11 protein-coding genes and 1 other RNA gene are annotated in these 12,350 nt (G+C 56.6%); 5 read left to right on the top strand and 7 right to left on the bottom strand.

Annotated elements, in window-relative coordinates:
• Positions 1–67 precede the first annotated feature (67 nt).
• The 5 genes from C7476_RS01205 to ffs all read right to left on the bottom strand — a co-directional run bounded on the left by C7476_RS01205 (position 68) and on the right by ffs (position 4,399).
• A complete protein-coding gene (locus C7476_RS01205; protein WP_114428087.1) occupies positions 68–1,312 on the bottom strand; it encodes a lytic murein transglycosylase in 1,245 nt (414 codons plus the stop codon).
• A 10-nt stretch (positions 1,313–1,322) separates the two neighbouring features.
• Complete coding sequence (recR, locus tag C7476_RS01200; RefSeq protein WP_114428086.1) at positions 1,323–1,928, bottom strand: recombination mediator RecR; 606 nt, start codon at positions 1,926–1,928, stop codon at positions 1,323–1,325.
• A 120-nt stretch (positions 1,929–2,048) separates the two neighbouring features.
• Positions 2,049–2,372 carry a YbaB/EbfC family nucleoid-associated protein gene (locus tag C7476_RS01195; protein ID WP_114428085.1) on the bottom strand — a complete coding sequence of 108 codons (324 nt, stop codon included), beginning with the start codon at positions 2,370–2,372 and terminating at the stop codon, positions 2,049–2,051.
• A 16-nt stretch (positions 2,373–2,388) separates the two neighbouring features.
• Positions 2,389–4,242: a DNA polymerase III subunit gamma/tau gene (locus C7476_RS01190; RefSeq protein WP_114428084.1), complete on the bottom strand. Its 1,854-nt coding sequence runs from the start codon at positions 4,240–4,242 to the stop codon at positions 2,389–2,391.
• A 60-nt stretch (positions 4,243–4,302) separates the two neighbouring features.
• An RNA gene (ffs, locus tag C7476_RS01185) (signal recognition particle sRNA small type) lies at positions 4,303–4,399 on the bottom strand.
• 69 nt (positions 4,400–4,468) lie between these two features.
• Between ffs and C7476_RS01180 the strand changes: the two genes are divergently transcribed.
• Positions 4,469–4,873, top strand: a complete 405-nt coding sequence (locus C7476_RS01180; protein ID WP_114428524.1) for an HIT domain-containing protein — start codon at positions 4,469–4,471, stop codon at positions 4,871–4,873.
• Between the two features lie 50 nt (positions 4,874–4,923).
• Positions 4,924–5,865, top strand: a complete 942-nt coding sequence (gene nudC / locus C7476_RS01175; protein ID WP_114428083.1) for an NAD(+) diphosphatase — start codon at positions 4,924–4,926, stop codon at positions 5,863–5,865.
• 3 nt (positions 5,866–5,868) lie between these two features.
• On the opposite strand, the gene C7476_RS01170 is transcribed toward nudC, so the two are convergent.
• Together C7476_RS01170 and C7476_RS01165 are read right to left on the bottom strand one after the other, a co-directional pair.
• Complete coding sequence (locus C7476_RS01170; protein ID WP_181872310.1) at positions 5,869–6,732, bottom strand: prephenate dehydratase; 864 nt, start codon at positions 6,730–6,732, stop codon at positions 5,869–5,871.
• Between the two features lie 11 nt (positions 6,733–6,743).
• A complete protein-coding gene (locus C7476_RS01165; RefSeq protein WP_425373933.1) occupies positions 6,744–7,475 on the bottom strand; it encodes a 3-deoxy-manno-octulosonate cytidylyltransferase in 732 nt (243 codons plus the stop codon).
• Positions 7,476–7,734: 259 nt separating this feature from the next.
• Here C7476_RS01165 and C7476_RS01160 point away from each other — a divergent pair, with 259 nt between their 5' ends.
• The 3 genes from C7476_RS01160 (at position 7,735) to C7476_RS01150 (ending at position 12,337) form a co-directional block, all read left to right on the top strand.
• Entirely contained in the window at positions 7,735–8,448 is a 714-nt protein-coding gene (locus C7476_RS01160; protein ID WP_114428080.1) for a c-type cytochrome, read from the top strand.
• Positions 8,449–8,585: 137 nt separating this feature from the next.
• A complete protein-coding gene (locus C7476_RS01155; protein ID WP_114428079.1) occupies positions 8,586–10,469 on the top strand; it encodes an extracellular solute-binding protein in 1,884 nt (627 codons plus the stop codon).
• Complete coding sequence (locus tag C7476_RS01150) at positions 10,466–12,337, top strand: extracellular solute-binding protein (RefSeq protein WP_114428078.1); 1,872 nt, start codon at positions 10,466–10,468, stop codon at positions 12,335–12,337. The genes C7476_RS01155 and C7476_RS01150 overlap by 4 nt, the downstream gene beginning before the upstream one ends.
• Positions 12,338–12,350 lie beyond the last annotated feature (13 nt).

Genomic DNA, 12,350 nt, shown 5'->3' with positions numbered 1-12,350 from the left:
GTCGAAAAGACTCTGGAAGTAAATTGCGGCCCAATGGGTACAAGACCGGTCGATACGCCGCTACAGTTCACCTGATCGTTGTGATCAGATCCTTGTCCGGAAAGCAGGTAGGCGCCATGCCCTGTTTTGCCTGCCAATCACCAATTGAGCGACGGGTCTTGAAGCCAGGAAACCCATCCGCGCCGCCCGCATCATAGCCCTTGTTTTCCAAAACCCGCTGAAGTCCTGCGATGTCCGAACGATGAAGTCCGCCGATATCACCCCAACTGGCAGAAAAGCCCGTTGCGCCGTGCGCGATACGATCCCCCACATGGCTGATAAACAGCGCATAGAGATCGCTCATGTTGTATTCCTTGATCACATAAAAATTCTTCGTCACGATAAAAGCCGGGCCGTGCCGTCCCGCAGGCAACAGCAGAAAGCCTTCACGTTTGGTCTCGCTGGAAGGAAATGGCTTGCCGTTGACGCGGGTAATGCCGAGCTTTTCCCACGCCGTAAAAGGCTTGCCTTGGTCAGGACCTTCCAGCGCACAACTGACATTAGCCGGCACATTGACCTCGTAACCCCAGTCACGGCCCTTCTGCCAGCCATATTGCGCAAGGTAGTGCGCGATCGAACCAAGCGTGTCCGGTACGGAATTCCAGATGTCGCGTTTGCCGTCGCCATCGAAGTCTACGGCGTGTTCGAGATATGAACTCGGCATGAACTGAGGCTGGCCTAGGGCACCCGCCCAAGAACTTTTCATGCTACCGGCGCCGATATATCCTCTTTGAACGATCTCCAGTGCGGCGACAAGCTCTTCGCGGAACATATCCTTGCGCGTCGCCATGAATGCCTTGGTACCGAGCACGGTGAAGGCATTGTTAGGAATTTTGACGCTGCCATAGCCGCTTTCGCGGCCCCATATCGCTAGGACAATCTCGCCCGGCACGCCATATTTCGCCTCGACTGCCTTCAAGATGCGCGAATATTGGCCGGCCCGCGCGGTCCCGCCTGACGTAACCGCATTGATCGTCTTGTCATTGAAGTATTTGCCGGGCGAACCGAATTCGGATTGAGTTTGCTTCTTCGGTGTCTGCGGTTTTTCACCGGGCATTACCAGGTCCGGCAGATCAAAATTGAGCGAGACACCCGAGAACGCCTGATCGAAAACTGTCTTGGAAATGCCTTTTGACTTGGCTTCTGGCCAGAGATCATTAGCCAACCAGATTTCAAATTGTGATTCGACCTCGGCCTTCGATACGGCAAACGCTGAAGAACTCAGAAGCACTCCAATCAATACGATGGCAAATCTCACCAGGCCTGTGATCAAAACGTTCTCCCTACAGCGATGTTCGAGCCCGCAGCGCGGCGGTCAATGTTCCTTCGTCGAGATAGTCGAGCTCGCCGCCAACAGGGACGCCATGGGCGAGCCGAGTGACGCGAATATCAAGCCCTGAAAGCTGGTCCGTAATATAATGTGCTGTTGTTTGGCCCTCGACGGTAGCGTTGACCGCAAGGATTACCTCCTTGATCTCACCTTCCGCCACCCGCCCGACGAGCGACGCGATATTGAGATCGTCCGGCCCGATGCCATCCAGGGGCGACAGACGCCCGCCGAGCACGTGATAGGGCACATTCATTGAACCGGCACGCTCCAGTGCCCAGAGATCGGAGACGTCCTCGACGACGATCAGCGTGGCGCGTTCGCGGCGAGGATCGGTGCAGATCATGCACGGATCAGATGTATCGACATTGCCGCACGTCGAGCAGATACGGACCTTTTCAGCGGCATCCTGCATGGCAGAGCCAAGCGGTATCAGCAGTGCTTCTTTCTTCTTGATGAGATGCAGTGCGGCCCGGCGCGCCGAACGTGGCCCGAGGCCCGGCACTTTGGCCAGGAGCTGGATCAGACGCTCAATTTCGGGACCGGCGATTCGTTTCGACATAGCGTGGGTGTAGAGCAATTTAGCACTTTAGGGAATCAGGACGCACACCAACTGTAGCGAACACGTTGCTGAAAAGCACAACCCTGCGTGCTTTGCTACCAACCTTGTGGTTGCCGCCCACTAAAAGGGCAGCTTGAATCCAGGCGGGATTGGCAGACCAGCAGTCAGCGCCTGAGTCTTCTCCGCCATAATTGCCTCAACTTTCGACTTTGCCTCGTTATGCGCCGCGATAATCAGGTCTTCGATAACCTCGATATCGTCTTCCTTGAACAGCGACGGATCGATGGTCACGGCGGTCAACGCACCTTTGCCGGAGAGCTTTACAGTTACAAGGCCGCCCCCTGCTTGGCCTTCCGCTTCAAGAGCAGAAATCTCTTCCTGCATGGCCGCCATCTTGGCCTGCATTTCTTTGGCCTGTTTCATCATGCCCATAATGTCACGCATGGAAAACTCCTGTTGTTCAATCGTCTTCTTCGATGGGTGCCAGTGTATCACCACTGGTAGCCGCACCCTCGATGATTTCGTTGTCCGCTTGTCCGGCTGGCGCGGCGATGCGCACATTTATGATCTTCGCTCCCGGAAATCTCGACAGGATAGCCGCAACATCCGGATCTGACCTTGCATCGCTCAAAAGTGAATCGCGTTTCGCAGTTTCGGTCTCGTTGATCGTCGCAGTGCCCTGCTCGCGCGACAGCGAAACCATCCAGCGAATGCCGGTCCAGTCGCTCAACCTCTGCGACATATCCGTCAAAAGCGTCTTCGGTGCATTTTCCGTCAAATTGATTTCAAGCCGCCCGGGCCTGATGCTGACAAGCCGCACGCAATTCTTGACCATGATCTTGAACTGCATGTCACGCTGCTTTTCCGCCAGCGCGATTATATCCTCGATGCTGTTGACTGGCACCGTCGGAGCCTGCTCTTCAATTACCGGCGGAGGGATAGGCTCGGACCTCTCAGCAGGTTCGACCAGACGCATGGTCGCACCACCATTGGAGCTGATCGCACCGCGCGCCAAAGCGATCGCGTCGGTAGAACGTGCCACGGCTCCACCGCCATTTCCGGGACGCGGGCCATCACTGCGCGGAGCCTGAGCGGTAAGCGGTCCACCCTCGTCCAGCGATTTCAACGCCTCGTCCAGCGTCGGCAGGTCGGCAGCATGGGCAAGCCGGATCAGCAGCATTTCCGCCGCCTGCACGGGCCGACTGGAATCGTCGACTTCGGTTATGCCTTTGAGCAGCATCTGCCAGGTGCGCGACAGCACCCGGATGGAAAGCTTCTCTGAAAAATCCTTGCCTCGTGTCCGCTCATCTTCCGATAGGGAAATGTCATCGACCACGTCGGGCGTGAAGCGGATACGCGTCACCAGATGATTGAAATCAGCAAGATCGGTCAGCACAACGCTCGGGTCTGCACCCACATCATACTGCGCCCGAAATTCGCGCAAGGCAGATGCAACGTCGCCGCGCATCAGCATCTCAAACAAGTCGATGATGCGAGCCCGATCGGCAAGACCGAGCATTGAACGGACGGCCTCGGCATCAACGGTGCCCGCGCCGTGGGCAATGGCCTGATCGAAGATTGAGAGCGAATCGCGGACCGAACCTTCGCCCGCCCGGGCAATCATGCTGAGCGATGCATCGTCGGCCGTAATTATTTCGAGGCCGGCTATCTTCTTCAGATGCCCGATCAGGAGACTTGTCTCGATACGGCGAAGGTCAAAGCGCTGGCAACGCGACAAAACAGTAATCGGAACCTTGCGGATTTCCGTGGTGGCAAAGATGAATTTTACATGGGGCGGTGGTTCTTCGAGAGTCTTCAACAGGCCGTTGAAGGCCTGATTGGAGAGCATATGCACTTCGTCGATGATGTAGACCTTGTACCGCGCAGAAACGGGACGATAGCGCACCTGCTCGATGATCTCGCGGATATCGTCGATACCCGTGTGCGAAGCGGCATCCATCTCGATCACGTCGACATGGCGACCTTCCATGATCGCCTGGCAATGTTCGCCCGGCACCGAAAGATCGATCGTCGGCTTGTCGATGTCAGCTGTCTTATAGTTGAGAGCGCGCGCGAGAATACGTGCAGTCGTCGTCTTGCCGACTCCGCGGACGCCCGTCAGCATCCATGCCTGCGCAATGCGGCCGGTCTCGAACGCATTGGTCAATGTACGGACCATCGGCTCCTGGCCGATCAGATCGTCAAAATTCTGCGGGCGATATTTGCGGGCGAGCACGCGATAGGCGCTGTCTGCCATGGTGTTCATTCCGCTCCTGCTTTGGTCTACTCGCGTCGCGCAAGTTTGGACCGCCATACACCACAGCGTCAATGCCGATAACGGCTTTGACACAGGCAAGGTGACAAAGAAGAAAGGGTGGGAGGCTGGCACGGCGACCCGTGCCTGGCTCGTTGGGGCTGCTTCCTTCCGGACCTGACCCGGTTGGCGAGTGGCTCGTCCACCACCAACCTCCCGAGGCTCATATCGGCAATTCGCTCGCAAAAAGCAAGCGTACAGCCGAAAAAACTGCTATTTGTCACAAATCATGATGTTCGAACTCGATAGCAAGCTTGCAGCAGACACTTTTTCCATTGCGAGACTGGGTCTCTGCGACCTGCGCCTGATGAATGACCGCCGCTGGCCATGGCTGATCCTGGTTCCACAGCGCCCGAATATCTGCGAGATCCATGAAATGACCCCGCTCGATCAGACGATGCTCACCTTCGAGGCAGGAATCGCCGCACAGGCGCTGAAAACCGTGGTCAATTGCGAAAAAATCAACACAGCCGCCATCGGAAATATTGTCCGGCAGCTGCATCTGCATGTCATTGCGCGCAACAGCGGCGATCCTGCTTGGCCCGGACCAGTCTGGGGCTTTGGGAAGCGCGAGCCTTATGAGGAAAAAGAAGCAAAGGCCTTTGCGAACGCAATACTGAAGGCTATCTAATTGCTCAAGTACCTGCCTTCCCACGCTGGAGGCCTCGCGGAGTTTCATCCATGCCTTTTCGCCTCTTCGATGCTCCGGACATGGAGCCAAGCCATTTCGTCGGCTTTGCCGGAAACAGGATCAATCGTCATTCGGAAAAGCGCAATGACGATGTGGTCGCCGCTGCACTCGCCAGCGCCAACGCACGCATCCTGCTAACTGGCCACGGCCAGGTGCTGGTTATGGGCGGCGACGTGGGCAGTGCGCTATTCAGCTTGCAGGACGCAACAGAACTGTTACCTGCCTCTGACAAGATGATCTATCTTGGTATGCAGGACGATATTCCGATCCTTGCCTCCGCCAGCGGTTTCGATTTTGCAGCCTTGCCGGAAACGATCAAGGCTTTCGACTATCGTTCCGTCTATACGCAAGGCATTATTCCGCCAGACCAGCTTGGCGCTATGGCGCAGGCTGTATCATTGCTAACTTGGCACGAGAATCACAAGTTCTGCGGACGGTGCGGCACCGAAACCGCGATGCGCGATGGAGGCTACCGGCGCACCTGCCCCAATTGCGACGCACAGCATTTCCCCCGCACCGATCCGGTTGCGATTATGATGGTAGTACACGGAGACAAGTGTCTTCTGGCACGCGGCGCGCATTTCGGCCCGGGTATGTATTCCTGCCTTGCGGGATTCATCGAACCAGGCGAGACGATCGAAAACGCGGTGCGCCGCGAGACTTTCGAGGAAACGAACCTGCTGGTCGGGCGCGTGCTCTATCACGCCAGCCAACCCTGGCCCTTTCCCTATTCACTAATGATCGGCTGCCATGCGGAGGCACTCTCCGACGAGTTCACGCTGGACAGGGCCGAACTTGAGGACGGCCGCTGGTTCTCTCGAGAGGAAGTTGTCGCGATGCTTGATCGCAGCCACCCTGATGGGCTGATGACCCCGCCACCGGGCGCCATCGCTGCGCACCTCATTCGCAGTTGGGTTCAAAGCGGGGTTTAGATTTTACTCTTCCTCACCCTGCGCGCTGCGAAACGTCGTATCGGCCGGGTAAACACCGAGGATCCGCACTTCCTTGGAGAAGAATTCCAGCTCGTCCAGCGCATGCGCAACATTCTTGTCGTCTGGATGGCCCTCGATGTCGGCATAAAACTGGGTTGCGGTGAACTTGCCGTCGATCTGATAGCTCTCGAGCTTCGTCATGTTGACCATGTTGGTGGCAAAGCCGCCCATCGCCTTGTAAAGCGCAGCAGGAACATTTCGAACACGAAAGACGAAGGTCGTCATCATGAGTTCGTCGGACCTACGCGGCGCCCACCTCTTGGTCTTGGTCAAAACCACGAAGCGCGTCACATTGTTTTCTGTGTCCTCCACGTCCTCTTCAAGGATATCGAGGCCGTATAAACTGGATGCAAGCCGCGGCGCCAGTGCAGCCATCGTCTTGTCCTTGACCTCCGCAACGAGGCGCGCCGCTCCCGCCGTATCACCGGCAATCACCGGCTTCCAGCCGTTCTGACGAATATACTTTCGGCATTGGCCGAGTGCATGAATATGGCTGTGGACCGAGGTGATCTCGTTACGTTTCGTTCCCGGTAACACCATCAGCTGAAAATGGATCGGCAGGAAGTATTCGCCGACAATGTGCAGGCGAGATTCCGGTAGGAGATGATGGATGTCTGCGACGCGACCGGCGATCGTATTCTCGATAGGGATCATTGCGAGATCTGCCGCACCGCTTTCCACGGCGTTGAATGCATCCTCGAATGTCGGGCACGGCATCGGTTCCATATCCGGGAACATGTCGCGGCACGCCGTGTCGGAGTTCGCGCCAGGTTCACCCTGGAAAGAGATGCGGTTGGTCTTTGCCATGATGGATTGCCTTATATAGAGGTGAGAATGTCTCGTGCGCGTTCGAGGTCTTCGGGCGTATCGACGCCCAACGGCACCGAATCGACGATTTCCACATCGATGCGCATGCCGGCCTCCAGCGCGCGCAACTGTTCAAGCCGCTCGCGGCGCTCCAGCGGCGATGGGCCGAGGCCGACGAAACGTTCGAGAGCAGCGCGGCGATAGGCGTAAAGCCCGATATGATGGTACAGTGGGCCCTCGCCCCAAGGTGCAGTGGCGCGGGTAAAATACAGCGCACGCATTTGGGCCTTGCCCGTGGGCGAGCCAATGATCTTCACCACGTTCGGATTAGTCTTCTCGTCCTCGCGCCGGATTTCGACGCCAAGCGTGCCTATGTCGGCGGGACCGTTCTGCAGCGGCAACAGTGCGCGCTTTATAATCTCCGTCTCGATGGTCGGCAGGTCACCCTGAACATTGACCACCGCGTCGACATTCCCGTCGGGATCGAGGGCCAGCAATGCTTCATAAATGCGGTCGGAACCGGATTCGTGATCATTGCGCGTCATCACCGCCTCGAGCCCGTGCGCTTCGACCGCCGCTTTGACGTCGAGATTATCCGTTGCGACCACGGTGCGGCCGAGTCCCGCAGCCCTCGCCCGTTCCGCCACGTGCACGATCATTGGCTTGCCCGCGATATCCGCCAGTGGCTTGTCCGGCAGCCGGGTCGAAGCCATTCTCGCCGGGATAAGTGTCAGTATTTTCATCATTGCAAACACGCCTACGGTGTCAAAAAGTCTCAGGCAGAACCGCCCTTATATGTGTTGCAAGTCTTGAGTAAAAGACCTAGTTTCCGCGCGATCACGAGGGGACTCTTGTCGAAAAATGCAGCGATCTGCATTGACCAGATATTGAGAACCTAAGCAAGTGTGCTGAACACAAAGCTCCGGCACTGCACAGCAAGGGCCGCTATCGACTTTGTATTCAGTGTACTTGAACAGGACACAAGTGGAGCAATGATCGACGATGGAATCGAGCGCATTCAACAAATATGCCATGGCGTTTCTGGCAACCGTTTTCGTTGTCATGTCGGCAGGCATCCTGTCCGATGCTTTTTTCGATTCTCACGCACCTGAAAAGCCCGGTTATATCATTCAGGCAGCCGAGCCGGAAGCTGGCGGCGCAGGCGGTGAAGCCGCCCCTGCAGCTGCTGTGCCGATCGCAACGCTTCTCGCTTCTGCCGATGCGACACGCGGCGAAGCGGTTTTCAAGCGCTGCCAGGCTTGCCACACCGGCGAGAAGGATGGCCCGAACAAGGTTGGCCCCAATCTCTGGGATATTGTCGATCGTCCGATCGCGACCCATCCGGGCTTTGGCTATTCCGGTCCGATGAAGGATTTCTCCAAGGGCGGCCAGGAGAAGTGGACCTATGATCATCTGAACCACTTCCTGACTTCGCCGAAGGCCTATATCAAAGGCACGGCCATGGGCTTCGCCGGCGACAAGAAGGACAATGAGCGCGCCGATCTGATCGCTTATCTGCGCACGCTGTCCGATAGTCCAAAGCCGCTGCCAACTGCCGATGCAGCGGCTGCACCTGCAGGCGATGCGGCAAAACCCGCTGATGCAGCAGCCAAGCCGGCTGAAGGTGCTGCTCCCGCTGCGCCCGCAGGTGAAAAGCCAGCCGATGGGGCAGCACCTGCTGCTCCAGCTCCAGCTGCTCCAGCGCCTGCCAACTGATTTTACTGGACATTTTGCGAAAAGCCGGGCCCAGCGCCCGGCTTTTGCGTTCTTGGCGAGTGTTTTTTCGGTGAAGGCCTGTTCTCTGCCGCATTTTCTCTTAGACTACCGGCAAAGAGAACCTGTGGAGATTTGATTTGCGATTTCGCCCTTTCGTTGCCAGCCTCGCTCTCCTTGCCATCGCTACTGTCAGCACCGTCCAGATAGCTCAGGCTGCAGAATGGAGGACGGGGACGAGTGTTTTGGGGGAGCCGAAATACAATGGGGAATTTAAGCACTACGACTATGTGAATCCGGATGCGCCCAAGGGCGGGACACTTAATCAGACTGCCAACGGATCCTTCGACAGTCTCAACCCGTTTGTCGTCCAGGGCAATGCGGCGGCGGGTTTGCCCCCATCGAGCAATCCAATCGGCGGCGGGCTCCTTTACGACACGCTTCTCAGTCAGGCGCTGGATCAACCTGCGACCAACTATGCCCTTATCGCGGAGGCGGTTGCCTATCCTGATGATTATTCATGGGTAAAGTTTCGGCTGAATCCCGCGGCGAAATGGCATGATGGCGAGCCTATCACAGTCGATGACGTAATTTGGTCGTTTGACGTCCTGAAGAAGCAAAGTCCGCTCTACAACAAATATTATCATGATGTGACCAAGGCCGAAAAAACCGGTGACCGCGAGGTTACATTCACATTCGCCAGTAGCGGCAATCGCGAGTTGCCAAGCATTATGGGCGATTTTCCCATATTGCCAAAACACTGGTGGGAGGGAACCGACGCTTCCGGCAAAAAGCGCGATATTACCAAGCCTACGATGGAAATCCCGCTTGGATCGTCGGCCTACAAGATCGAGAGCGTCGTGCCCGGCAAAACGATTGTCTGGAGCAGGGTTGCAGATTATTGGGGCAGAGACCTTCCCGTAGAGATCGGCCGCAACAATTTCGACCGTGTTCGCTATGAGTATTTCCTTGATCAGAATGCTCAATGGGAAGCTTTCAAGAAAGGCGGCTTCGAAGACTATCGAGGTGAACCAAGCATTGGCCGATGGATGCGTGGCTATGATTTTCCTGCATTCAAACGGGGCGATGTCGTCAAGGCGATGTTCCCGCTGCGGTCTTCCGGCCGCATGCAGGGCTTTCTCATCAACGCAAGGCGCGACAAGTTTAAAGATCCGAAAGTACGCGAAGCTCTAAATTGGATCTATGACTTTGAAAGTATGAGCAAGAACCTGTTCTTTGGTCAGTACAAACGCATCAACAGCTATTTTGCGGGTTCGGAGCTGGCCTCAAGCGGTTTACCGAGCGGTAAGGAGCTTGAAATCCTGGAGACTGTGAAGGGCGAAGTGCCTGACGAAGTCTTCACCAAGGAATTCAAGCTCCCGGTCTACGACACTCCGCAATCGCAGCGGGACAATCTACGTCATGCGGTTCAGTTGCTCCGTGACGCCGGGTACGACCAAAAAAATGGAAAGCTCGTCAACACCAAGTCCGGACAACCTTTGACCATCGAATTTCTCGCGGATGATCCCTCGGACGAGCGCGTCGTTGGGCCGTTCATAGCAAACCTGCGCAAGCTTGGGATCGACGCCCAGATTCGCGTGGTCGACAGCGCGCAATATGTCGCCAGGATCAATGATTTTGATTTCGACATTATGGCGATCGCTGGAATGGCGCAGAGCCTTTCGCCAGGCAATGAGCAGCGCGACTTCTGGAGTTCGGCTGCGGCGGACACGCCGGGAAGCCGGAACTACATGGGCATCAAGAACCCGGCTGTCGACAAGCTGGTCGACCGCGTGATTTTCGCAAAGGATCGCGATGAGCTTGTCGCAGCCACGCACGCGCTCGACCGGGTGCTGCTCTGGAATTATTACGTGGTTCCGCAGTGGTACGATGACCGGATAAAAATCGCCTACTGGAACAAGTTCGGCATGCCGGAGAAGCAACCCGAATATACCGGAATCGACCCTTTCTCCTGGTGGATCGATACTGCCAAGGAACAGGCCCTGAAGGCGCGCGCCGAATGACGCGACCTACCCGCCGCGATGTTCTGAAAATATCAAGCGCGACGATCCTGACGGCAATGGCGCCGCGCCTTGCACTGTCGGAAGTCGCAACGGGTGTGCCGCTGCATGGGCTTTCAGCATTTGGCGAGTTGAAATATCCCAAGGATTTCACGCATTTCGACTACGCCAATCCCGATGCCCCAAAAGGCGGTACCTTCGCCTTCTCGCCATGGAGCTGGTTTTTCAACCAGTCGACGCAGACCTTCAATACGCTGAATAGCTTCTCGCCCAAGGGCGATGCGCCGCCGCGCATGGAGCTGTGTTTTGACACGTTGATGGAATCAGCGCTGGACGAGCCAGACTCGATATATGGACTGGTGGCAGAGACGGTCACCGTCTCCGCCGACCGCAATACATTCACCTTCAAACTCCGCTCCGAAGCCCGGTTCCACGATGGCTCGCCCCTCACAGCGCATGATGTGGTCTTCAGCTATCAGACGATACAGAAGAAGGGGCACCCTTCGCTTTTGTTACTGCTGACCGAGATGAAGGAGATCGTTGCCGTCGACGATCACACCCTGCGTATCAGCTTTACCGGCAAGCATTCCGACCGCGCCATTCTCGACATCGCCAGTACGATGCCGATCCTCTCCAAAACCTGGTATGCCACGCGCGATTTCGATGCCTCGACGCTCGAGCCGCCCCTTGCCTCGGGGCCTTACCGGGTCGGCAGCGTTTCGGTCGGCCAGCGTATCGAATACGAGCGCGTCGAGGATTACTGGGGACAAGACCTGCCGGTCATGCGAGGCCTCAACCATTTCGACCGGATCAGGATCGATTTCTACCGCGACCGCCAGCCGGAGTTCGAAGCTTTCAAGAAAGGCGATATCTTCTTCCGTCTGGAATCCACCGCCAAGACGTGGGCGACGGAATATGATTTTCCTGCAATCCAGCAAAAGCGCGTTATCAAGCGGGACTTTTCCGGTGAAAAACGCCCGCAAATGCAGGCCTGGGCCCTGAACCAGCGCCGCGAACATTTCCGCGACCCACGTGTTCGCGAAGCCATCGCCCTGTGTTTCGATTTCGAATGGACGCAAAAAAATCTGTTCTATGGCCGCTACGACCGTTCGCAATCGCTGTTCGAACAGTCGGATTTTCTCAGCTCCGGCAAGCCTTCGCCCGAAGAACTGGCGCTCATGGAGCCGTTCCGCGACAAGCTGCCCAAAGCCATCTTCGACGAAGCGCTATTGCAGGCTCCCTCAGATGGTTCAGGCCGCGACCGCAAGAACCTGCGCCGTGCTTCCGAGCTTCTGGCCGAGGCCGGGTTCAAGCGAGAGGGCAACCAGTTGGTCGATGCGGGAGGCAAACCGCTGAACGTTGAAATGCTTATTCAAGCCGAGGTTTTCACGCGAGTCTATTCGCCCTTCATCAACAATCTCAAGGCAATAGGCATCAATGCCTTTTTGCGCCTTGTTGATCCCTCACAATATCAACTGCGCCTGCAGGATTTTGATTTCGACATGATGGGCATCGCCTATATGCTCGATGCCACCCCAACGCGTGAATCTCTGGAGATCATGTTCGGCTCGAAAGCCGCCAGCGTACCCGGGTCGTGGAATTTTCCCGGCACCGCCGACCCGGTTGTCGATGCGCTTGTCGCGAAAGTCAGCGAGGCGCACTCCCGTGCGGAATTGATTTCAATCTTGCGTGTTCTTGATCGACTCTTGCGTATAAGACGCGACTGGATTCCAAATTGGTACGCAGCGAATCATCCGATCGCCTATTGGGACATGTTCGGCTTCAAGGAGCCGAAACCCGATTACGGTTTTCCGGTTGAGACGTTGTGGTGGCTCGACGAAGCAAAGGCGAAGGCAATTGGCAAGGTTTGATATTTTAGTGATG

The organism is Phyllobacterium bourgognense (assembly GCF_003337575.1).
Taxonomy (GTDB): domain Bacteria; phylum Pseudomonadota; class Alphaproteobacteria; order Rhizobiales; family Rhizobiaceae; genus Phyllobacterium; species Phyllobacterium bourgognense.
This window is presented reverse-complemented; position numbering and strand designations above follow the sequence as displayed.